Annotated in this window: 16 protein-coding genes and 1 tRNA gene; 15 read left to right on the forward strand and 2 right to left on the reverse strand. The window is 35.5% G+C overall.

Annotated elements, in window-relative coordinates:
- Positions 1-20 precede the first annotated feature (20 nt).
- Positions 21-1202 (forward strand): GNAT family N-acetyltransferase, encoded by a 1182-nt coding sequence (locus tag HED61_RS08215; protein WP_195957784.1) that lies wholly within the window; start codon positions 21-23, stop codon positions 1200-1202.
- Between the two features lie 226 nt (positions 1203-1428).
- Here the strand turns inward: HED61_RS08215 and HED61_RS08220 are convergent.
- A tRNA-Arg gene (locus tag HED61_RS08220) sits at positions 1429-1500 on the reverse strand.
- 180 nt (positions 1501-1680) lie between these two features.
- Between HED61_RS08220 and HED61_RS08225 the strand changes: the two genes are divergently transcribed.
- The 3 genes from HED61_RS08225 (at position 1681) to HED61_RS08235 (ending at position 4174) form a co-directional block, all read left to right on the forward strand.
- Positions 1681-2805: a baeRF6 domain-containing protein gene (locus HED61_RS08225; RefSeq protein WP_138371726.1), complete on the forward strand. Its 1125-nt coding sequence runs from the start codon at positions 1681-1683 to the stop codon at positions 2803-2805.
- A 416-nt stretch (positions 2806-3221) separates the two neighbouring features.
- On the forward strand, positions 3222-3422 hold the full coding sequence (locus HED61_RS08230; RefSeq protein ID WP_003126918.1) for a cold-shock protein: 201 nt from the start codon (positions 3222-3224) through the stop codon (positions 3420-3422).
- A 119-nt stretch (positions 3423-3541) separates the two neighbouring features.
- Positions 3542-4174: an HD domain-containing protein gene (locus tag HED61_RS08235; protein WP_005472230.1), complete on the forward strand. Its 633-nt coding sequence runs from the start codon at positions 3542-3544 to the stop codon at positions 4172-4174.
- A gap of 134 nt (positions 4175-4308) precedes the next feature.
- Here the strand turns inward: HED61_RS08235 and HED61_RS08240 are convergent, their stop codons facing one another.
- Complete coding sequence (locus HED61_RS08240; protein ID WP_003126921.1) at positions 4309-5079, reverse strand: SDR family oxidoreductase; 771 nt, start codon at positions 5077-5079, stop codon at positions 4309-4311.
- Between the two features lie 228 nt (positions 5080-5307).
- Here HED61_RS08240 and HED61_RS08245 point away from each other — a divergent pair, with 228 nt between their 5' ends.
- The 11 genes from HED61_RS08245 to HED61_RS08295 all read left to right on the forward strand — a co-directional run bounded on the left by HED61_RS08245 (position 5308) and on the right by HED61_RS08295 (position 24244).
- On the forward strand, positions 5308-8070 hold the full coding sequence (locus HED61_RS08245) for a helicase C-terminal domain-containing protein (protein ID WP_113849918.1): 2763 nt from the start codon (positions 5308-5310) through the stop codon (positions 8068-8070).
- Positions 8071-8124: 54 nt separating this feature from the next.
- A complete protein-coding gene (locus HED61_RS08250) occupies positions 8125-8625 on the forward strand; it encodes a cell wall elongation regulator TseB-like domain-containing protein (protein ID WP_003126923.1) in 501 nt (166 codons plus the stop codon).
- Positions 8626-8646: 21 nt separating this feature from the next.
- A complete protein-coding gene (locus HED61_RS08255; protein WP_219645286.1) occupies positions 8647-9840 on the forward strand; it encodes a pyridoxal phosphate-dependent aminotransferase in 1194 nt (397 codons plus the stop codon).
- 42 nt (positions 9841-9882) lie between these two features.
- On the forward strand, positions 9883-11181 hold the full coding sequence (gene asnS, locus HED61_RS08260) for an asparagine--tRNA ligase (RefSeq protein WP_005472233.1): 1299 nt from the start codon (positions 9883-9885) through the stop codon (positions 11179-11181).
- A gap of 223 nt (positions 11182-11404) precedes the next feature.
- Positions 11405-12562, forward strand: a complete 1158-nt coding sequence (locus HED61_RS08265) for a CDP-glycerol glycerophosphotransferase family protein (protein ID WP_219645285.1) — start codon at positions 11405-11407, stop codon at positions 12560-12562.
- Positions 12552-13298 (forward strand): WecB/TagA/CpsF family glycosyltransferase, encoded by a 747-nt coding sequence (locus tag HED61_RS08270; RefSeq protein ID WP_219645284.1) that lies wholly within the window; start codon positions 12552-12554, stop codon positions 13296-13298. Before HED61_RS08265 ends, HED61_RS08270 begins: the two co-directional genes overlap by 11 nt.
- On the forward strand, positions 13279-14466 hold the full coding sequence (locus HED61_RS08275; RefSeq protein WP_219645283.1) for a CDP-glycerol glycerophosphotransferase family protein: 1188 nt from the start codon (positions 13279-13281) through the stop codon (positions 14464-14466). Before HED61_RS08270 ends, HED61_RS08275 begins: the two co-directional genes overlap by 20 nt.
- Positions 14467-14477: 11 nt before the next feature.
- Complete coding sequence (locus HED61_RS08280; protein ID WP_219645282.1) at positions 14478-17786, forward strand: CDP-glycerol glycerophosphotransferase family protein; 3309 nt, start codon at positions 14478-14480, stop codon at positions 17784-17786.
- Positions 17787-17804: 18 nt separating this feature from the next.
- Complete coding sequence (locus HED61_RS08285; protein WP_219645281.1) at positions 17805-19790, forward strand: CDP-glycerol glycerophosphotransferase family protein; 1986 nt, start codon at positions 17805-17807, stop codon at positions 19788-19790.
- 56 nt (positions 19791-19846) lie between these two features.
- Complete coding sequence (locus tag HED61_RS08290; protein ID WP_219645280.1) at positions 19847-23293, forward strand: CDP-glycerol glycerophosphotransferase family protein; 3447 nt, start codon at positions 19847-19849, stop codon at positions 23291-23293.
- Positions 23294-23296: 3 nt separating this feature from the next.
- On the forward strand, positions 23297-24244 hold the full coding sequence (locus tag HED61_RS08295; RefSeq protein ID WP_219645279.1) for an NAD-dependent epimerase/dehydratase family protein: 948 nt from the start codon (positions 23297-23299) through the stop codon (positions 24242-24244).
- The last annotated feature ends 57 nt before the right edge of the window (positions 24245-24301 follow it).

Here is a 24301-nt window from a genome sequence, read left to right on the forward strand (position 1 = left end):
AGGTAATAGGAGGAAATCGGATGAGTGATGTACGTAGAATGGATGAAGCAGGCCCACAAGAAGTTTTGGATTTAGTGGCTTATGCTTTCCAATGGGAATTAAGTGAGAAAAATAAGGAGCGTTATCGCTTACTAGCAGAGAATTCATGGAACTATGGTTCGTATGATTATCAAGGAAAGTTGGCTAGTCAAATCATGGCCACACCTTTTGCCATTGATTTTCATGGAACAAGCTATCCGATGGCAGGAATCGGTTTTGTTGCGTCATATCCAGAATATCGAAGTCAGGGAAGAATCGACCGCATCATGCGCCGCATCTTGGAAGATTGTTATGAGCAGGGAATTGTCCTTTCCTATTTAGCACCTTTTTCTTTTCCCTTTTATCGTCGCTATGGGTATGAATACGTCTTTGAACGTATGGTCTATGACGTTACTGCTCATGAATGGGCCGATAGTCCCAAAGTAACAGGTTCGATTCAGCGTCTGCCATGGTCAGAGGCTAAAAGTGTGATCCACGATATTTATCATGCTATGCCAAGACATAAAAAAGGCGGATTGCTGCGAGCAGATTGGTGGGAAACGATCAAATTTACGTATCGTAAGCCGTATACATTTGCCATTTACCGCGATGAAGCTGGGAATAATACCGGTTATCTAGTTTATACGATTCAAGAAGGCAAATTCATCATTGAAGAGTGGGGTTACTTAAATATTGAGGCTTATCACGGATTGAATCGATTGATTGTCTCTCATGCCGATTCTGTTGCCCGAATCATTTATCAACCAGGTTATGACAATGATATTCGCCAGGCAATTGCTGCCAAACCAATAGCACACTATCAGGTGAGACCGGATATGATGGCGCGAGTAGTCGATGTTCATCGCTTTTTGACGCAATATCCCTTTACTTATCAGCTAAATGGAGCTTTTGCTATTGAGATCCAAGAAGATAAATATGCGCCTTGGAACAATGGGATTTATGAAATCTCTATCAAGGACGGTCAGCATTCAATCGAAAAAGTAACGCAGACGCAACAACCAATAGTAAAAACAACCGTGCAGCGTTTTGTCCAGTTATTTATGGGATACCAAACAGTTGATACAATGGTTTTCTTGGAACAATTAGTGGCAGATAATGCAGCAATAAACTGCATCAAGTCTAATCTTCCAATAGGAAAACCAATATTAGAAGACTATTTCTGATTTATCGAGTCGTCCAACCAGCAAAATACCTGATGGTCCCCTCGCGTTTTAGGTAGGAATCCTTTAAGAAATGAGAGCAGTGATACGGACAGCTGATGGACCAGATCTGTTTTATCATCTTTGGTTTTAACTTGCTTCTTAGACAAGTGTTCTGTTGCAGCTAAGATTTTTTTATCTGATAAGCAAAAAAACTCTTGTCCAGCAAGAGTTTAACAGGTTCTTTCAACGTTCCCTGCCGGAATCGAACCAGCAACTAATCCTTAGGAGGGACTTGTTATATCCATTTAACTAAGGGAACACAACAATCCCATTTTACCTGTAAATTCATCTTCCTGCAACCCTAAGTCATAGTTATTTTTGTTGCGGGATAAGGGAAGATGAGGAATAGAAACCCGATTTATGCAATCGTTTTGCTTTATGGATAAAAATAGGCATGGTACACTTTAGGTGTAACCGATCAAGTAGGAGGTAATGTTGAATGGTAAAATTTGGGAAAGCTTTTTTGTCGCAATTAACAACTGACGGAATCAATGGACCATTTGTCACGATCATGCTAAATACTCACGTAGGTCACCAAAATGTTGAGAAAGATCAAATCAAATTCAAAAATTTTGCTAAAGAAGCAAAACGCCGATTTGAGAAGAGATATCCCGACCACTCATGGAACAAATTCCAGGAAAAAATTGAGACTCTGCTTGCTGATCAGGCATTTTGGCGCAGCAGCACCAAAAGTGTGGCAGTGATCTTAACAGCAGAAGAAACATTGATCCATCGCTTGAGTATTCCCGTGGATGATCAATACTATGTCGGAGATACACCTTACCTGTTGGCGATCATCAAAAATGCCCAATTCAATTATGCCTTTTATTTACTTGCATTGAATCGGGATTCCATGAAAGTATACCATGTTGAAAACAAGCAAGTCACTGAAGTGGCATTGCCTGAAGACGCTCCTGTTGACATTGAGACTGCTCTTGGTGAAGAAATCAGCGGTGGTGGAGATTTCAATTACAGTGCACAAGGTGCACCAAACAGTTCTGGTGAAGGCGTTGCCTACCACGGCTTCAGTGCTAAAGACGAAGAGGTTGAGATCGATCATGTCAATTACTACCAAGCTGTAGACAATTATTTTAAAAATGAATTTCCAAATGAGGAAAATTTACCGCTTTATCTTTTTGCACTCCCTGAAAATCAAACATTATTTAAGAAGATTGCAAAAACAAGTTACTTCAAAAAAGATGCTTGTATTGCGTCATCGCCTGCTTCATTATCCCCACAACAAATTGCCGAGTGTGCGCAAAAATTGATGGACGATCTGATGCAGAATGAAGTAGCTTCTTACAACAAACTGCTTGACCGCAAATTTATGGATCAATTAGTGGACATCGTACCAGCAGCGAAAGAAGGACGGATCGCGCAGCTCTTTATCGCCACTTCAAATTTAGTGGATGGCTTCGGAGAAGACCCGGATACTGAGTATGATCGTCGGCAAGTGCTGAATACATTGGCCAAAAATGTGTTGGAAAACAGTGGAGAAGTCTCTATATTGGAGCAAAAAGATGCGCCGGATGAGAAAAGTTTGACTGCGATCTTGCGGTACTAGTTTCCTAAATATCCGTAAAGCACCAGTTGAATAAATTAGCCTGTGACATAAACAACAAGAAGAATAATCTGAACGATTTACCAGGATTGCGTATCCCTTGTATAGTTGCTACTAGAACTTACAAACTGTAGGAGCAATCGTAGAATTTTTCGGATTAGTCCCTTTGTTGTAGAACATATGTCACAGGCTTTTTCTCTAAAAAAGAGCCTTCTTTGTGGAGAAAGTTAAGAAATAATTGCGTTTTCATTTTTTTTAAGTTTGCGATAGTCAAGAAGCAAAAACTGTGCTATAATACGAAGTGTAGTTTTTGTTACGGTAATTTATGGTAGCTTGTTTCATTTTAAAACATCTCCCACATTTTCACCATATACAAGTAATTGCAAAATATGTGTTTTAACACAAGGAGGATTTTTATTATGGAAACAGGTACAGTAAAATGGTTTAACTCAGACAAAGGTTTTGGTTTCATCACTGCAGAAAACGGAAACGACGTATTCGTTCACTTTTCAGCTATCCAAGGTGAAGGCTTCAAAACTTTAGAAGAAGGTCAAGCTGTTACTTTCGATATCGAAGACGGACAACGTGGACCACAAGCTACTAACGTAAACAAAGCTTAATTATTGCCTATCAGAGCAGCCTAGCTGCTCTTTTTTTGTGCTTTCATTCAAAAGAAGGTAGAGTCTAAATTTGTTTGCATTTTCTGTATTTGTTATACTTGAAAAAAGGGGGACTCAGGATGGGACTGAATGAATTTATTTTGGGACTGGCGAATTTGGAAAAGATTCAACGGGCGCCGGGGTTCTTTAAGTTTACAGAACATAGCGTCGCGGCGCATTCTTTTCGAGTCGCAATGATTGCCCAGACATTGGCTGATATTGAAGAGCAGGCGGGAAATACGATCGATTGGCAGATTCTCTATGAAAAAGCATTAAATCATGATTATACTGAACGATTCATTGGAGACATCAAAACGCCTGTCAAATATGCAAATAAAGAATTGCGGCAAATGCTTTCGACAGTAGAAGAAAAGATGACAGATACATTCATCGAAGAAGAGATTCCAGAATCATTTCAGCCGATTTATCGTCGTAGATTAGCGGATGGTAAAGATGATTCCCTGGAAGGCCAATTGTTGGCGATCGCAGATAAAATTGATTTGCTTTATGAATCTTTTGAAGAAATTTCAAAAAGCAATCCAGATAAAGTCTACAAAGAAATGTTTCGCGAAGCAGTAATGACGGTCAAAAATTTTAATCACCGTCCTAGTGTGTCTTACTTCTTTGAAGCGGTCTTTCCAGAACTATTGAATGCAGATTTCTATGGAAAAGAAAATTTTCTAGAAGAAATCGCAAACCTAATCAAAAATTGAAATGGTCTGTGAAACAAGTTTACCTATGAAAAAAACATACTAAGAGCAGAGGAGAAACTCATCCGTCGATAAGTTCCTCCTCTGCTCTTAGTATCTTGTATGTTTTTGAAGACTTGTTTCACAGGCTATTTTTATTATAACAATGATTCTGCTCCATCAACATAGACTTCTGTACCCGAAATGTTTCCTGCATCTTCAGAGGAAAGAAACAGCACGAGGTTAGCTACTTGTTCTGGAATACCAGTCTCCTGACGCAAAGGACGTTCCCGTTCCGGAAAGACGATTGGGATTTTGATTTTTTCAACAGCCTCTTCGATAGCCGTATTCTCATCAATATTTGTTGAAATCGCTCCTGGACAAATCGCATTGACTCGGATGTTGTAGCCGGAAAGCTCGAGTGCCGCCATTTTCATGAAAGCAACTTGACCAGCCTTAGATGTGCTGTAGGCACTAGCGCCGAAATTTTTGAAAATTCGGTTGCCGTTAACCGAACTTGTGATCACGATACTGCCGCCGTTGATTTTTAAAAAAGGAATTGCTGCTTTAACTGTGACAAAAGTACTGCGAAGATTCGTTGTAATGGTCGTATCCCAATCATCTAGTGAAAGCTCTTCGATAGGGGTCCAGGTTCCATTGATCCCTGCATTAACGTGGAGAATATCGACACCACCCAACTCTTGTGCCAACGCTGTGACTGCCTGTAAGAGCTCTTCTCCTTTTGATACATCAACCACACGATAAATCGATTGACCTTCAGTGGCTTCTACAAATGCCTTCAATTCTGTTTCATCAATGTCTAATAGACCAACGACTGCTCCTTGATCCAGAAATTGCTGGGCAACTGCTTTGCCAATGCCGGATGCTGCACCCGTCACGATAACCCTTTTATTTTCAAACCGTTTCATTTAAACGCCTCCTTCTTAATTAAATTATAAAAAAGTTCCTGACCTTTGTCGAAAGATACGGATGGTCCATTGATTTTTGATAGGATGAACGTATGAGGACTTTAGTCCTAAAATCAAGCTTCTCGTCTGATTGATCTCAAAATTTGATTTCCTCGTTATTGGCTAAAACAGATGTAAGAGGCAAAGATTTTGTAGTATAATGCAAGAAGTGCGTAAGGAGGAAGCGAAATGAAACCCATATACGCTGTGGTCGACCTTGAAACAACGGGGACTGATCCTGCCATTGATCGAATCATCCAATTTGGCTGTGTTTTGATCCAAGATGGTCAGGTCATTAATCGATTTGCGACAGATATCAATCCGGATCGAAGAATATCAAAGCAGATCCAGAATTTGACTCATATCACCAATCAACAAGTGAAACGAGCACCGTATTTCGAAGATGTTGCTCATACGATTTATAATTTGTTAACACAAACAGTCTTTGTGGCTCATAATATTTATTTTGACTATCATTTCTTAAGTCAAGAATTAATCCGATGCGGGATGCCGCCCCTTGAGATTCCAGGAATCGATACCGTGGAATTGGCGCAAGTTTTTTTGCCGACAGAAAGCAGCTTTCGTTTGGGAGATCTGGCTGAAAGTATCGGATTTGTTCATGAGAATCCACATCAGGCGGATAGCGATGCGGAAGTGACCGCGGCATTATTGCTGTACATCGAATCGATCATGCGTGAACTGCCATGGGTGACTTTAAAGCAAATCGCCCAGTTGAGCGGTCAAATGGGGATGCAGACCAGTCAATATATTCAGCGGATCGTCAGTGAACGTACCGAAGAGCCGCTTCCTGAACATTTGGAAGAAATCGATGGATTGGTTCTGCGAAAAAAGAGTGTGCCATTGTTTGAATCAAGCTATTTTCAAGGAGAGTATCCTAAAGTTAAAGCGGATAAGATCAAATGTTTTGATGGTCGCCTCAGTTATCGAAAACAACAAGCGCGGTTGATGAATGCTGTTTATGATCACTTTTCTCATGAAGAAAAAAATCTGATCATTGAGGCAGAAACCGGCATGGGAAAAACCATCGGGTACTTATTTCCTGCAAGCTACTTAGCTACTCCAAAAAATCCATTAATCGTCAGTACCACGTCGATTTTGCTACAGAATCAGATATTGGCTAAAGACATCCCATTAGTCAATCAAGTACTGGAACAACCGTTGCAGGCAACTGTTGTGAAAAGCCATCAACACTACATTGATCTCCAGCGGTTCAAAGCAACATTAGAACAACCGCTTGAACAAAAACAGTATGCCCAGTACCAGATGGGACTTTTAGTTTGGCTGACCAAAACTGAGACCGGAGATTTTGATGAATTGAATCTTGTGCGTCTTGATCATCCGCTGTTTTTGGAAATCCGTCATCGAGGGGTGGATTTTTTGGCAAAGAATCAAGCTTTTTATGAGCAGGATTTTGTGCGCCATCTCTATAATAAGATGACACAAAGCAATGTACTGATTGTCAACCATGCATTTTTGATGCAGGAAAATCGGCGACAGTATCCACTACTACCAACGAGTGACTTTCTGCTGATCGATGAAGTCCAGCATTTGCCGGAGATTGCCGAAAGATATTCGCAAAATTCCTTTGATTCCCAACAGTTCAAACGACAATTTTTGCAATTGAATGAAGAAGGTTTGTTTGAAGAGATCAAGCAACTCGTCGCTGAAGAATTCGATCTTTCCCATTTATTTTCATTGTATATCGATGCCATCAAATTGATTATCGATACGCTAGAAGCCTATTTTGAAACACTCGTGATCGATGGGGAAGAACTGACACTTGTCCAACGCAAGGATCTTTACGATGGCAGCTTGCAGCAAGATCGTCTCCATCAAAAAATTCATTTGTATTATAAAGAAATTTTAGAAATCCAACAGCGATTGCAGACAACCTTCATGGCGACAGAAGAACGGCGATTGGCTCGGGAGCGCATCCTGATTGCCCGCTTGTTCGATTATTTCCATGATATGGAGGTACAGGCAGCGACGGTTCAATCGTGGCTGATGAATTGGCAACCTCGGTATGTCCATTGGATCAAGAAAAAAGCAGGGACTGCTGCAGCGATTATTGAAGTGGCAGACCTGCAGGGAAATCAAATTATCGAAAGCAAATGGTATTCAAGGTACAAACATATTCTTTATTTAGGCGGTACATTGAAAATTCCTGGTAACAAATCTTACTTTGCTCACCGATTAGGCATTCCTGAAGTGACGGTCAAAACGATTCCGGCATTTTATGATTATGAAAAGCAAGCACGCCTGTTTATTGTCAAACAAGGAATCTCGATTCAGCAAGCAACGAATGAAGAATACGCGCAATATTTGGCCGATGCATTAACACCGTTGCTATTTGAAAATTTGCAGCCAACACTTGTATTATTCACTGCTCATGAAACATTGAAACGGGTCTATGAAAAACTGCATAAAAAAGCCTTGGAACAAGGACGAGAACTTGTAGCACAAGGGACTGGCGGTAGTCGCGAGAAAATCATCAAGCGCTTTTTACTGGCGGAAAATGGGATTCTTTTTGGAACAGATAGTTTTTGGGAAGGCATCGATTTACCCGGTCAAGCGCTCAAAATCGCGGTTGTGACGCGCTTACCATTTGAGAATCCCAAACGGCCGCTTGTTCAAGCACGTCATGCTTTTTTAGCATCGGAAGGCATTGATCCTTTCAAGGAAGATGCATTGCCAAAAGCAATTATCCGAATGCGTCAGGCGTTGGGACGTCTGATTCGGTCGGAAAATGATCAAGGAGTAATGGTGGTTCTTGATCGTCGGATTCTTTCTACGAAGTATGGCAAGCGAATACTTAAAGGTTTGCCAAAAAATCTGCCGGTCAAAGAAGCTACACCACAAGAAATGACCGAGGACATACGGGCGTTTTTTGATTCTGGAGCAGAAGAAACACCAAAAAAACATTTTTCTTAAAAGATAGCTGAAATCTGCTATAATAGAGCATATTATTTTTATGGAGGATAACGAGTGAAAACGAAAGACAAAGAACAACGCCGTGTGATGATTTTACTGGGTGCGATCGTTTTTTTATTGATCGTTATCATATTCTCATCGATTTTCTACATCCGTTCGACTCGTCCGATGCGACAGGCACGCAATGAAGCAATCGAAATTGCTCAAAAGTATACGGATTTGAAAGAGGTCGATCAATTTTATTGGTTTAATCGTCAAGCCTCTTCTTTTAGTTTAGTTGGTACAGATGATAAAGAAAATAAAATCGTCGTCATTATTCCTAAAAGCGGTGAAAAAGTGTCAGTTTTTAAACAATCAGATGGTCTAACGGAAGAAGCCGCTCGTCAATTGGTTGCCGAAAAGCATCCAGAAGAAACGATCCAGAAAGCTACTTTAGGATTGTTTAAAGAGCAAGCTGCTTGGGAAATCATGACGAAAGATGCTTCTGGCGAACTTCATTATTATTTGCTAGGTTTTAAAGACGGCAAGGAAATCAATGCCATCAATAATATTTGATTTAGAGAAAGGATGGTTGACATGACACTCTCCAAACGAGCGTATCAAGTAGAGCCCTCAGTTACATTAGCTGCAGCTGCCAAGGCTAAGGCGTTAAAAGCGCAAGGCGTTGACGTATTGAGTTTGACGGTAGGAGAACCCGACTTTATTACTCCTGAGAATATTCGTCAAGCCGCTATCCAAGCCATTGAAAATGGGAAGGCAAGTTTTTATACCCCGACAGCTGGGATCCCTGAGCTAAAAGAAGCCATCCTACGCTATCTGCAGGAGTTTTATGGCGTAACGTATGACACCAACCAAGTGATCGTAACAGATGGCGCTAAATTTGCGCTTTATGCGTTGTTTCAAGCAGTGATCGATCCAGCAGATGAGGTGATTATTCCTGTGCCATATTGGGTCAGCTATGCAGAGCAAGTGAAACTAGCAGGAGGGCAACCAGTCTTCGTCTATGCTGCGGAAACTGAGCAATTTAAAGTAACGGTTTCTCAACTAGAAGCTGTTAGAACAGCTAAGACTAAAGCCATTATTTTGAATTCGCCTTCCAATCCAACAGGAGCAATTTATTCGAAAGAAGAACTACAGGCTATTGGAGATTGGGCAGTTGAACATCATATTTTGATTGTTTCTGATGATATCTATGGTCGTTTGATTTACAATGGCCACTCCTTTACGCCGATTGCTAGCTTGTCTGAGGCTATTCGTAAGCAAACGATCATCATTAATGGTGTCTCAAAAACATATGCCATGACTGGTTGGCGGATTGGATTTGCCGTTGGCGATCCAACAATCATTCAAGCGATGACGGATATTGCTTCTCAAGCAACTAGCAATCCTACAGCTGTCAGTCAATATGCTGCTGTTGAAGCACTGTCAGGGAATCAAGACTCCATTGAAATCATGCGTCAGCAATTCGAAGACCGATTAAATAAAATCTATCCGATTGTTGCAGCCATTCCAGGTTTTCAATTAGTAAAACCGCAAGGCGCTTTTTACCTTTTCCCAAACGTCAGGGAAGCAATGAATATGTGCGGATATGAAGACATCAATAATTTTGTGGAAGCAATTCTGGAAGAGACCGGAGTAGCAGTCGTTACTGGTGCTGGGTTTGGTGCACCAGACAATTTACGGATCAGCTATGCAACCGATTGGGCAACCTTGGAAGAAGCCGCAAAACGTTTGCAGGATTTTGTTGAAAAGAAAAGCCGAAAAGCTTAAAATGCTTTATGGAACCCTTATTATCAGATTGGAGAGAAACGTGTGGAATCTATTCAAATTTTAGATGCAAAAAAACATGTTGGCGAAACAGTACAGATTGGTGCTTGGGTCGCAAACAAACGATCAAGTGGAAAAATTGCCTTTCTGCAATTACGTGACGGTACCGCATATTTTCAAGGTATCGTGGTAAAAACTGAAGTGGGCGAAGAAGTCTTTCAGCTTGCCAAAAATTTAAATCAAGAAACGGCAGTTCTAGTAACTGGTGAGATTCGTGAAGATAGCCGTTCGAAATTTGGCTACGAAATCGGCATCAGCGGCATTGAAGTAGTGGGCGAAAGCCATGAATACCCAATCACACCGAAAGAGCACGGCACCGACTTCTTGATGGATCATCGCCATTTATGGCTACGTTCTTCAAAACAACATGCCATCATGCAGATCCGTAACGAAGTGATTCGTGCTACCTATGAATTTTTCAATAATAATGGCTTTATCAAAATTGATCCACCAATTTTGACAGGGTCTGCACCGGAAGGAACAACGGATCTTTTTGAAACCAACTATTTTGATCAAAAAGCATATCTATCTCAATCTGGTCAATTATATATGGAAGCTGCAGCGATGGCATTTGGTAAAGTCTTTTCATTCGGACCGACTTTCCGTGCAGAAAAGTCTAAAACGCGTCGTCATCTAATCGAATTCTGGATGATCGAACCGGAAATGGCTTTCATGCATCAAGAAGAAAGCTTGGAAGTACAAGAACAATACGTTGCTTTCCTTGTACAAAGCGTTTTGGACAACTGTGATTATGCATTAGATGTTTTAGGCAGAGATCGTGCCATTCTTGAAAAGTATACGAAATTACCATTCCCTCGTATTTCTTATGATGATGCCGTAGAACTATTGCAAAAAAATGGCTTTGAGGACATTCAATGGGGTGACGATTTTGGTTCGCCACACGAAACATTTATTGCAAACTCATTTGATCAACCAGTCTTTATTCTTAACTATCCAAAAGCCATCAAACCTTTCTATATGAAACCACATCCAACAAGAGATGATGTCGTGATCTGTGCAGATATGATTGCACCAGAAGGCTATGGGGAGATCATCGGTGGCTCAGAACGGGCTACAGATTATGAATTCTTGCTAGAACAAATCCGTAACCACGGATTAGATGAAAATGAATACTCTTGGTATTTAGATCTTCGCAAGTATGGCTCAGTTCCACATACCGGTTTTGGTCTAGGTCTTGAACGGACCGTTACATGGCTATCAGGTATCGAACACGTGCGTGAAGCCATTCCATTCCCACGCTTATTGAATCGTATTTATCCATAGGGGATATTAAAAGCCAGCTTCTGGGTAGGAAGCTGGCTTTTTTTGGTAAAAGGAAGCAAGGAATCTTAGGGGAATGAAGGTGCGAGTTTTTGGATTTATTAAAAGATCACCATATGCCGGAAGGTGTAACTTTTATTGAAATATAACGGTTTTGTTACATTTATTTTCTTTTTGCTTATTATCAGGTAAAATAAGAACTAATGTAAATAAATAGAGGTTATTTATGATTAAACAAATTGCAATTTCGTTTTCAAAAATCGTTTACTTGTCCTTAGTTAAACTTTTTTCACTAAGGAGACGTCCTAAAAACAATAAAATCGTCTTTTTGTTAAGTTTTCCATCCACAAGTACCTATGTTTTGGATGCTTTAGTTGAAAGATACGGTAATCGTTTGGTTATTTGTTATACCAGCAATGCGCAAGAAACGATTAAACGATTTAATCAAGAAAGAATCGACTGCTATCCTCTGCAGTCATTTTATATCTTGTGTACTAGAATCATCCCGATTATTAAAGCGTCGCAAATGATTATATGTGATAATTATTTCGCCTTTCTGGGGGGGATGTCTTTTGATGAACAAACAAAAGTTGTTCAAATATGGCATGCAAATGGGGCAATCAAAAAATTTGGTTTGCAAGCCCAATATGCTAAGAAAGCAACTGCTAAGGATCAACAACGTTATCAAAAAGTATATGATACGTTTACGCATTTTGTAGTAAGTTCTCCGACAATGGCTGAAATTTTTGCTGAAAGTTACAATATCGATCCTATCTTTTTAAAATTCGGTTATCCCATGACGGATTATTATTTCAATCGGAACGAAAAAAACATTCTTAAAGAAAAGAATATTTTATCAAAAGGGACTAATAAAAAAATTGCTCTCTATGTTCCAACCTATAGAGAAAACGACTATGAGCTTCCGTTGGACCTCGAGCAAATTGAAGAACAAATTGGTGATGAATGGGTATTCTATATCCATGCCCATCCCCATGATAAAAAATTAAAAAGCTTGGCTAAGAAATATCCATCTTATTTTATTGATGAAATGCAACATGATCTAAAAAATTTACTTATTGTTGCAGATTGTCTGATCACGGATTATTCCTCAGTTCCATTTGAATTTTCATTAGCGAATCCAAATGGAAAAATAATTTATTTTTGTTATGACTATGAATTATATGATGATCTTGTGGGGATACAAGAGGCCTTCAAAGATACTCTGGATTCTTCAATCGTGAAAACGCCAGCTGGATTATTTGAAGAAATAATGTCCTCCGAAAAACAGGACTTAGTGGATTTTAATGCGAAGTGGAATACGTTTGTTTCTGGAAATGCAATGAACTATTTATTTGAATGGATTGATGAACAATATGAAAACTGAAGAGATAATGGGAATTTTTGTGGATCAAATTACCTATGAGGATGTAATCAATGATTTACCAAATTATATCAATAGTAATCGTAAAATGACTATTGTAAGTGTAAACCCGCAAATCATCACTGAAAGCAATAAATTTCCTGAAATCGTGCGATTTATCAATCATAGTACACATCGCATACCTGACGGGATTGGCGTAGTCTTAGTTTCGAAATTAACTGGTGGAAAAATCAAGGAAAGAGTCACTGGTTACGATTTAATGTTGAAATTATTGGATTACGCAAATACTCATAAGAAAAGTGCTTTTTTTTATGGAGCAAAGCCAGAAGTCCTTTCTGATGCAGTTAAGAACATCAATCAGCAATACCCAGATTTGATTGTTGCAGGCGCAGTGGACGGATATACTAAGATGGACGATGGAATCTTAGTTGATCAAATAAATGCTGCTCAACCTGATTTTCTTTTTGTAGCGTTGGGGTTTCCTCGGCAAGAGAAATGGTTGGCTAAAAATACAAATGCGCTTGAAGCATCAGTTTTTCAAGATGTTGGGGGGAGTTTTGATGTTTTAAGCGGTCACGTAAAAAGAGCTCCTGCTTTTTTTATTAATTGTCATTTAGAATGGTTGTACCGTTCTTTGAGCAATCCAAAGAGGATTGGAAGAATTCTACAGTTGCCAGTATTTATGGCGAAAAGTATTTATTGGAAGATGGTGCATAGAAATGATAAAACAAATTATTAGTTTTATTTATCGAACGTTATTCAATATAGTCACAGCAATCTTTCCAGTAAATAAAAAAATAGTTTTATTTGAAAGTTTTAACGGGAATATCCCTTCAGATAATCCTTTAGCGATTTATAATGCTATGGTTCAAGACGAAGAGTTTGCAAACTGGAATCTTTATTGGGGAATAAAAAAAGCAAATCTATTAGAAGCAAAAGCTATGTATCCAGAAATGAATTTTCTTTCTCGCTATTCAATGAAATGGTTATGGGTAGCTTCAAGGGCGGGTTTTTGGATTTTTAATGCACGAATGTCAAACTGGTTTAAAAAAAATAAGCAAACAGTCTATTTTCAAACATGGCATGGGACCCCTTTGAAAAAATTAGGATTAGATATCAAAAATGTTGTCATGCCTGGTACAAATACTAAATCCTATCAAGATAGCTTTATCAAAGAAAGTAAGCGTTGGGATTATTTAGTCGCACCTAATGAATACTCAAAAGAGATATTTAAACATGCATTTGCTTTCGAAAATAATTTTTTAGATATCGGATATCCTAGGAACGATCGTTTAGTGCAAGCAAATAATGAGTTTATAGTCAACCAACTGAAAAAAGAACTCCTAGGAGAAAAACGAGGCAACGTTTTTCTATATGCACCAACTTGGCGAGATGATTATTTTATTTCCCAGGGGAATTACAAGTTTAACATGCCTTTCAAATTAGAAAAAATGATACAACTTCTTGATAAAGAAGATTTGCTAATTATCAGACCGCATTATTTAGTAAAAGATTCAATAGATATAGATGGGTATGAAAATCAAGTTAGGGTCTGTGTTGATGAGGATATAAATGATTTGTTTCTGATTGCTGATTGCTTAATAACAGATTATTCATCAGTTATGTTTGACTTTGCGATATTAAAGAAACCAATGATATTTTATGCCTATGATTTGGTTCATTATGAGAATGAGGTTCGTGGATTTTATTTTGATTATGATAGTTTACCTGGACCAATTTGTAAAGATGAAACATCATTCTATAATGCGATAAAAAACTTTTATACAGAAACCAGTAAAAAAAATCTCAATGATAAAAAATATCTAGAATTTTATAATAAATTTTGCTCTTGGGAAAATGGAGAAGCTTCTCTAAAAGTGGCAGAATTGATCAAGGCAAGTAATTAAGGGGATACTATATGAGTGCAGTAGGGAATATTAAGTTGCTGATTAACAAAGTATTAAACAGTTTTGTTTCAAAAAATGGTAGTATAGCGTCGTTTTATGCAAAATTAAGTACAATCGATATAAAGAAAAATACGATACTATATGAAGTCAGGGATGGTCAATCAATTGTAGACTCTCCTTTTGCAATTTTTAAGTATTTAGTGAATGATCCCGACTTCGCTCATTATCACCATGTGTGGGTAATCAATGATTTAGATTATCCTACTGTTAATAAAATAAAAGCTTCTTATAAGAATGTTGATTTTGTAGTGAGAAACTCAAAAGAATATTTGAAATGGCTTGCGTCTGCAGAATATTTAGTGAACAATGCTACTTTTCAATCTTTCTTTGTTAAGAAAAAAGAGCAAATTTACATAAATACTTGGCATGGGACACCTTTAAAATATATGGGATTTGATATCCCAGGAAATCCTGCTCATTCGCAAAATGTTGTAAGAAATTTTTTAATGGCTGATTATATTCTATCGCCGAATGCTCACACAACTGAAATTTTTTCAAAAAGCTATCGATTAGACGGAATTTTTCCTGGAGTGATTTTAGAAGGAGGCTACCCTCGAATAGATTGCACTAATTCTATTCAACGAGAAGTCATCAAAGAAGAATTAGATGAGTTAAACCTCGTTTTTGATGATAATTTGCCAACTATTTTATATACGCCAACATGGAAAGGATCTTCTATATTAAATCCCTCAAATGATGAAGAACAAATTATAAGAGAAACCTATCTTTTAAAAGACTATTTTAAGGGAAAATATAATGTATTGGTCAAGGTACATCCTTATATTTACAAGACATTAAGCAGAAATGAGCGAATCAAACATATTTTGATTCCAGATAGTTTGGATCCAAATGAGGTATTATCAATTGTTGATTTATTGATCACTGACTACTCTAGCATCTTTTTTGATTTTTTGGTTACAGACAAACCTATTATTTTTTATGTTTGGGACAGAGATTTGTATGAAGCGGATAGAGGAATGTATCTCCCAGAAAGTGTATTACCCGGACCTGTTGCTGAGACAGTCGATGAGCTTATTGACCTGATAGAAAAAAAAGATATTTTTGTGGATCAATATAGACAAAATTATCGTTTAATGAAAGAGAAAATTTGCAATTACCAAGATGGTAATGTAACTAAGCGTTATGTTGAAAGGATTTTCAAAAAAAGGAAATCAAAAAAAATTAAGGAGATACTTCTTAGAAATGATCTGAAAAAACTTATTATTTATCCTGGTGGCATGAAAAATAATGGAATCACAACAAGTTTTATTAATCTAAGTAACAATATAGATTATAGCAAGTATGATATTTCTATTATTCTGAATAAACCTGTTTCCAGTGAAGAAATAAAAAACTTAAATAAGATCAATAAAAATGTTCGAATGCTATTTCGTCCAGGAAATTCACTTTTTACTAGAAATGAATTAATCAGAGATTATTTTATTCAGCTCTTTTCATTGAAGAAAGGGTGGCGCTTCTTGCTACCAGAGAAAGCTTATAAAAGAGAGGCTGCGAGGATTGTAGGAAATATTGCGTTTGATGTTGCAATTGATTTTAGTGGGTATAGCTTTTTCTGGGCAAAATTGATTGCATTCATGAACAGTAATAAGAGAATTATTTTTCAACATAATGATTTATTAAGTGATTCAAAAAAAATCATTAATGGAAAGGCTCCGCATAAAAAAAATCTACCTGCAGTCTTTTCCATTTATTACTTGTTCGATCGTATTCTTAGTGTTTCAAAAGAGACCATGGAAATTAACAGAAAGAATTTAAAAGAATTTATCACGGATGGACAAATTGGTTACACGACAAATACGATTGATATATCTAAGATCATGACAAGTGGATCTGTAGATAGTAGTAATCCAAACGCCAATAATCAAGAAATATCTAATTTTAGATTTACAGGAAACATCATTGCCGCTAAAACCTATCAAGTATATACAAGCCTATCACTGCTGGAAAAAGGAGTATATTTTTCCAAAACAATTACAGAAGATGACGAAATTTATGTACTTGCATCAACTTTTTATAATATGAAAGAGTATGCAAAAATTACAGTGAATGGCATTTATACAGGTTGGATTGAAAAAAGATTTATTCAGGCTTCTAACAAAGGTATCCAAAAGGAAGAAACAATAATAGAAAACCGCTCAATGATTGCTACAATTAACTGCAGCAATGATGAAATGATTTATTATTCAATGAGTGATTTGAATAGTATTCGCTCACCACTTAAATATTTAAATAATACGTATGCTTATATTAGTAAAGAGCAGAAAATTAATGACACCAGCTACTGCTACATTGAAAATAGCAATGGAGAAATCGGCTGGATTAACAAAAATTGTCTTTCAAATTTTCATCAAACGTTTCATCTAAAGGCTTTAAAAAATTATTTTTTGAATAAAAATGTCAAAGAAAAAACAATTGTGTTAGATAAGTTTCAGTCTATATTTATTCAAGGTCAATTCAAATATAAAACAACAATTGGATGGACTGAACCAGAGCCAATTGCTGGAAGCGAACAAGTAGCCATTATGTTTGAAAAAGACGATGTAGCTTTATTTACAAAAAAAGCAACAATTAATCAGAAGGATTACTATTGCACTAATTCAGCAGAAGGAAATAGAATATGGATTGAAGCAAAAAACATTGAGGAAGCAAGAGTCAACTCAATGGAAATTCAAAGTAACTTAATTGATGAAAGAGCCAAGAATCAGAAGAGGATAAGCGGTCCTACCATCTCATCTGACTCTATCAATTTAGTTAATATGGGCAGATTATCACCAGAAAAAAATCAAATCAATTTAATCAAGGCTATCAAGCAAATTATTAAAGATCAAAAAAATGTACGTTTGTATATTTTAGGAGAAGGTCCTTTGAAACTTGAGATGAAGCAACTAATCAAAAAACTTGAGCTTGAAGAACATGTCTTTCTGTTAGGACATCAAGAAGATCCTTTTTCAATTATGAAACAATGTGATTTGTTTGTTTTTCCTTCAATCTATGAAGGGCAACCTATGGTCTTATTAGAGGCTTTAACGTTAAAACTTCCTGTTCTAGCTACAAATATCCCTGCAAATGTTTCAGTTTTGGGAGAGTATTCTACGACCTACATTGAAGGATTTTCTGCAGAGGATATTGCACAAGCTATACAAAGAGAAATACCAATGATAGAACAGATAATAAAATTTGATCCTAATGATTACAATACGAAGGCAATTACAAATTTTTATATGGAAATTGATGGATAAAGTTAGGTGAGTACTATTATGCATAAAATTGAAATAAGAACAGAAAAAGACGAATGCTATTTTATCTCTAGAACGTTTAATTTTGTTAAACTAGTTATTGCAAAAGGAAAAAATGAGATTAGATTCATAAAAGTAGACGATTTTACTTGGAAAATCACAGGTAAAGATATTGCTAGTTTGATGAAAGAAAAACAAGAGGATAGGGTTTTTATTTATTACGGAATAAAAAAGGAGCAAATTTCAGTAGATGATTTTGATATTTCATTTATAAATTCTCCAAAAATGAAAATTTATAATACTGAAATTTATATATACCTCACTTTAGACAACAAAATAAGATTTATATGGAATCAATTTCCTTCAGCTAAGAGTTACATCCAGAATGCTCAAATAACTGATATCAGGATGCAAAAAAAACAGAACTTGATATTAAATTTTCAAGTTGTTACAAAGTGTATACCAATCGATAAATTAAATATTGTAACTATCAATAGACAGAAGCAAGCTACTCATACGATAGAAACCAAGTATATAAATAGTAGAAAAGGAGAAAACAGTACCTTTATTAATAGTTTCTCTGTGACTTATGATATTGTAGAAGCAATAAAAAAAGTTACTGGAACTATTCATTATGACCAGTACAATTATGATGTTATTGATTTTGGATTTACTATTCAATCAAAAATTATTCCTTTAACGTCATATATGGCACAAATAAGTATTCCTTCAATAAAGAATAATGAGATATGGCTAAACTTTTCAGAGAGCAAAAAGATAATGATAAGATTTTTTGAAAATGCAAAAAATAAAGTTTCTGCTAGATTTGGTATATTAAATAATGAAGAATTCACTTTCTTGAAGAGCCTTGAAAACGATCATATGTTATCTAAATCATCCGATAAAAACAATATTATTTTAATTATGGAGTATCCACATAAAGCACAGGAAAATGGTTTGGCGTTTTTTAAATATCTGATGGATAAACAGAAAGAGTTTATTCCGTACTATATCATTACTAAAGACTCGAAAGATTTACTGGAATTAAATAAATATATGTCCAATGTCTTGTTTTATAAAAGTAAGGAACATATCGAAAAACTCTTTCAAGCCAGTTATCTCGCTCATACGCATACCCCAAATTATGCAGCCCCAGTATTGACAAGTACTATTGAGAGAAAGATAAAGAGTTTTTATAATATATTTCTACAACATGGTATTATAGGTGTGCGAAATTTAGAATATATGTATGGGAAAAAAACAAATCCCGAACTAATTAATAAATTTGTTGTTTCATCAAAAAGAGAATTTAATATAGTTAGGGATGAATTGTATTATCCTGAGGGAGATATTATCTTAACTGGTCTTCCAAGGTTTGATTATTTACTTGAACCTTTTAATCAGGTCAAAACTATTATTAATAAAAAAAAGATCTTAATCATGCCTTCTTGGAGAAAGGGGCAGGAGAATTTATCGGATGAAGAATTTAAAAAGACATCTTTCTTCAAAGCCTTTAATTCGTTAATAAATAATTGGTTTTTTGAAAATGAAGTTAATAAACGGGATTTGACTGTTAATTTATACTTGCATAATAATTTTCAGAAGTATAATCATTTGTTTGAATCTAGATTTGTTCAAGTTGTTGAAGCTGGAGAACATACCGTCCAAAACATGTTAAAAAATCATGGAATATTAATAACTGATTATTCAAGTGTAGGGCTTGATTTCTCAATTTTATATAAACCAGTATTGTATTATCAGTTTGATAATCAACTTGTTGAACAGAGAAATTTTGATCCATTAGAGCCAGATTTTTTACCTGGAAAGATAGTCAATAAAGAAGAAGAGCTATTGAATGAATTATTCAAAAAGATTGAACATTATAAAATGGAAAAAGAATTCAAAAAAATTGTTAAAAATGATATTTACCAATTTCGTGATAGAAGAGCTTGTCAAAGAGTTTTTCAAAATTTGCAACATTTACATGAAGAAAAAAAATCCTTTTAGTAGCCGAATATTGCACTTGTAGAGAGAAATTGTTTTTAAAGAGAAAGGTGTTTGGATTGAATATATTAGCTAAGGTTAGAAAAAAAAATAATTTATCTTTTCAGCTAGCCACCTGGGCAGCGGAGTATTATGAATTTTGTGAACAAGACTCAAAAATGATTTTTTATGAATCCAGAGATGGAAAAAATATGGTTGACTCCCCAAAAGCAATCTTTGAATATATGATGAATCATGAAAGATATAAAGAATATACTCATGTTTGGAGCTTTGATCCAGCAGTAGATAATTGGGAGAATATAATCGATTTCTATCAAGAACAAACAAATGTGCTTTTTGTGGAGAGAAACACACAAGAATACGTAAAATATCTTTATGAGAGTAAATTTTTAATTACAAACGCTACTTTTCAATCTTTTTTTATACCTAGGAAAGATCAGGTAGTAATTAATACTTGGCATGGTACTCCACTAAAAAAAATGGGATTTGATATCAAAGATTCTAATCCAGCCGGTCCGCAAAATGTTATCAGAAATTTTCTTTTTTCAAATTACTTAATTAGTCCAAATAGACATACAACTAATATGTATTTGAACAGCTTTAAATTGGACGGATTGTATCAAGGTGAGATTTTAGAAGCAGGCTATCCAAGAATTGACTTAATGCATAAAACTACACTCGAATCAGAAGTAAAGAAATTAAAAGAGCTATCATTGAATGTTAACCTTGACAAAAAAACAGTTCTATATTGTCCTACTTGGAAGGGAAAAGACGTAAATAACCCTACTTCTGAGTTGAATCAAATAATTAGTGAATCTAAGTTTTTACAAAGTCACATTGGAAGTGAATATAACTTACTTGTTAAGGTACATCCGTTTATTTATGATGCAGCGAAAGAAATTGATGAGTTTCGTGGGTTTTTAGTACCAGATTCTTATGATCCAAATGAATTAATGGTGGCTATTGATCTATTGGTGACAGACTATTCTAGTATATTTTTTGACTTTATGCTGACTGATAAACCAATTCTATTTTATTGTTGGGATAAGGATCTTTATGAAAATGATAGAGGGCTATATATTAGTGAAGATAAATTACCTGGTCCGGTTGCTACGACAATTTTCGAAATTATTAATTATATAAAAAGTATTGATAGAGTGCAGAAAGAATATAGACAAAATTATGAAGCTCTCAAAAGCGAATTTCTAAAATACGAGGATGGAAATGTAACACACAGAATTATTTCATATATTTTTGATAAACATGAGCTAAATTTGGGTGAAAGCATAGTTTCAAGAAATAATAAAAAGAAATTGTTGTTTTATGTGGGAGGAATGAAAAATAATGGAATAACATCAAGTTTAATCAATTTACTAAAAAATATCGATTATTCAGAATATGATGTTACTTGTTTCTCAGGCTATCCTCATTCTTCAGAAAGTATTTCTAATATCCACGCTATTCCTGATGAGGCAAGATTTTTGTTCAAGCCAGGATATGCTATGCTAAGTAACAAAGAACAGAAATTAGTAGCAAGGTATAATGAAAAGCCATCTGAAAAAAACTCAAGCTTACTTCCGTGGGATGGGCTCAAGAGAGAGGCTTCTCGAATTTTCTCTAATCAAAAATTTGATGTAGCAATCGATTTCAGCGGGTATAGTTTCTTTTGGTCAAAGTACATTTTGGCGGCTGATTCAGATAAAAAACTTTGTTATCTCCATAGTGATATGCTAGAAGATAAAAATCGTACAGTTAATGGAGTACGCATTCATGAGATGAACCTATTAAGGTTGTTTTATCAATACAAAAATTTTGATAAGTTAATCACTGTGTCACCTATTATGCAAGAAGTAAATCAGGCTAAATTATCAAAATTTGTAGACAAAGATAAGTTTACTTACGCATTAAATACTCTAGATACGGAAAAACTTTTTTCAACAAGCAAAGAGCTGAATGAAGAAATTAATATTCTTGAAAGTAATACAGATTTAGTTAATATAAGAGAATCAATAGAAATATTTAAATCTCCTTTTGATTTAGAAAGTAAAAGTCAGATAATTAAGTCGACTGATTTGTTAAGATCAGTAGCTCAGGTTAAGTTCGCAGATGAAATCAGATATAAGATTTTGATTAATAATATTTTTGTTGGATGGACTTCTTCAAAAGATGTCATTATACGGTTGCCAGAAATAGTGAGTATAGAGAACGTCGATTATTTTTGCTACGTAAAACGAAATAAACGTAGAATCCTATGGAAAGACCTTCCCACGATTGAGGAAGCAAGAGTAGTCGGGAAAATATGGGATTATCGCTACTTGATTGTTAAAGTTACTAAAGAAGCTTATTTGAGTACAGATCAAGTATATGTTCACATACAAATAGATTCTAAGGATTTGGGCTGGATTGAGAAATCTGTTCTAAATCCTATCAACAGTAACTTAATGCTTAGAAAAATGAAGAATCATTTATCGAATAGAAACCGTCTAAGAACTTTAAATAACAGAACTCTTGAAACTGTCTATGAAGAAGGGTTTGCTAGAATCATTGCACTTCCAAGTAATGATCCATGGAAAAGCGCCTTAACAAAGGATTATGAAAAAGAAGACATCAATATAATCAACGGAAAAATTTTGAAGTATACTATGAAAATTCAAAATCAGAACGGTTGGTACTATCGTCTTTGGGATCGAAATAAGTTTATCGGTTGGGTAAATGAGAAAAATTTATTAATAATTGATGGATTTCACATTGTTTCAACTGAAAATATATTATTGAAAGCACAAATAATATCAGACTATGCGTTTTCTTCATTAGAGGAACAAAAAACTATTGAAGTAACGACAAAAGAAGTTTTATTAACAGAGAAGTGCATTACAACACTAGGCATATATTTCAAAACGAATACAGATATTTTTGTGGAAGAGTCTAAGATTAAAGTGATTAAAAGCTTCGGAAAAGTTGATTTATTAGGAAATTTTGTGCTGTATCCTCAACAAGAAAATTTTAATATCGTTACCATGGGGCGGCTATCTCCAGAAAAAAGACAAGCTGAGTTAATTGAAGCCTTTAATCGATTTGTCACTTCCGTTGACAATGCTCGACTTTATATTTTAGGTGATGGACCTTTAAGACAAGAGCTAATTGATCAAATAAAATCTTTAAATATAGCTGACAAAGTTTTTTTAATGGGGCATGAGAAAAATCCTTTTCAGTTACTATCTGAAGCTCAATTTTTTATTCTAACTTCGGAATATGAAGGACAACCTATGGTTTTGCTAGAAGCAATGGCCTTGGGAGTTCCAGTAGGAGCTACAAATATACCGGCTACACAATTTGTATTACAAAATGGTAGATTAGGAATTTTGGCCCAAAGTAATAACGTTGAAGGCATAGAAAATATGCTTATAAAGGCATATAATGAAAAAGTCCAACCAGCTACTTTCAATGCACAAGAATATAATAAAAATGCGATCAAGATGTTTTATAAACAAATTGAGGAGGTATAAGCAATGAGATATCTTGTTACAGGCGGTGCCGGCTTTATAGGCTCAACATTAGTAAATAATTTAGAAAAAAATAACAATGAAATAGTGGTCATTGATAACTTATCGATGGGAAAAAGAGAAAATCTTAATAGCAGTCCTAAAATCACGTTCTTTGAAAAAGATGTAAGAAACCGAGATTTTGTAAATAAATTATTTGCTGAATATCAGTTTGATTATATTTTCCATCTAGCTGCAGTTGCAAGTGTTGCCGATTCGATAGAGAGACCATTTGAAACACACCAAGTTAATATGGAGGCTACACTTGACTTACTGGAATTAGCAAAAGAGACCCAGAAAAATCTAAAAAGGTTTGTTTTTGCTTCTTCTGCGGCTGTTTATGGAGACGATCAAGTCTTACCTAAATCAGAGATTTCGAGAATAAAGCCGTTGTCTCCGTATGCAATTGACAAATACTCGTCGGAACAATATGTATTACTTTATAATACTCTGTATGGGTTACCGACAAGTGCTGTACGATTTTTTAATGTTTATGGTCCAAATCAAAATCCTTCTTCTCCATACTCAGGAGTGTTGTCTATTATAACGAATCATTTCAAAAAAATAAGAAATAATGAAAAAGATGTGTTTACAATTTTTGGAGATGGGAGTCAAACTAGAGACTTTGTCTATGTTGAGGATGTTTTGCAAGCTCTAAAATTGGTATCAGAAAAAGAAGAAGCACTAGGAGAAGTGTTTAATGTAGGGACTGGCGCTCCTAGTTCGATTAACGATGTACTTGGTATATATGAATCCGAAATGAATATCAAGCCTATAATTCAGTTTGAAGAGTCTAGAAAAGGTGATATTAAGGATTCGGTTGCAGATATATCAAAACTTAAGAAAATTGGGTTTTCACCTAATTATAGTTTAGATGAAGGAATAGCAAAATACTTATCAACCGAACTGAAATAGTTTCTGTTTATTTTCTATTTTTGCTCATGTGTAATTGATTTCTCATTAAAACATTTG

Source organism: Enterococcus gallinarum (assembly GCF_021496385.1).
GTDB lineage: Bacteria > Bacillota > Bacilli > Lactobacillales > Enterococcaceae > Enterococcus_D > Enterococcus_D gallinarum.

Bases quoted from the DNA above. Each gene is read 5' to 3' on its own strand.
- HED61_RS08245 (WP_113849918.1), top strand. From the start codon at position 5,308: ATGAAACCCATATACGCTGTGGTCGACCTTGAAACAACGGGGACTGAT.
- HED61_RS08240 (WP_003126921.1), bottom strand. From the start codon at position 5,079: ATGAAACGGTTTGAAAATAAAAGGGTTATCGTGACGGGTGCAGCATCC.
- HED61_RS08265 (WP_219645285.1), top strand. From the start codon at position 11,405: ATGATTAAACAAATTGCAATTTCGTTTTCAAAAATCGTTTACTTGTCC.
- HED61_RS08230 (WP_003126918.1), top strand. From the start codon at position 3,222: ATGGAAACAGGTACAGTAAAATGGTTTAACTCAGACAAAGGTTTTGGT.
- HED61_RS08280 (WP_219645282.1), top strand. From the start codon at position 14,478: ATGAGTGCAGTAGGGAATATTAAGTTGCTGATTAACAAAGTATTAAAC.
- HED61_RS08275 (WP_219645283.1), top strand. From the start codon at position 13,279: ATGATAAAACAAATTATTAGTTTTATTTATCGAACGTTATTCAATATA.
- HED61_RS08215 (WP_195957784.1), top strand. From the start codon at position 21: ATGAGTGATGTACGTAGAATGGATGAAGCAGGCCCACAAGAAGTTTTG.
- HED61_RS08270 (WP_219645284.1), top strand. From the start codon at position 12,552: ATGAAAACTGAAGAGATAATGGGAATTTTTGTGGATCAAATTACCTAT.
- HED61_RS08235 (WP_005472230.1), top strand. From the start codon at position 3,542: ATGGGACTGAATGAATTTATTTTGGGACTGGCGAATTTGGAAAAGATT.
- HED61_RS08255 (WP_219645286.1), top strand. From the start codon at position 8,647: ATGACACTCTCCAAACGAGCGTATCAAGTAGAGCCCTCAGTTACATTA.
- HED61_RS08295 (WP_219645279.1), top strand. From the start codon at position 23,297: ATGAGATATCTTGTTACAGGCGGTGCCGGCTTTATAGGCTCAACATTA.
- HED61_RS08285 (WP_219645281.1), top strand. From the start codon at position 17,805: ATGCATAAAATTGAAATAAGAACAGAAAAAGACGAATGCTATTTTATC.
- HED61_RS08225 (WP_138371726.1), top strand. From the start codon at position 1,681: ATGGTAAAATTTGGGAAAGCTTTTTTGTCGCAATTAACAACTGACGGA.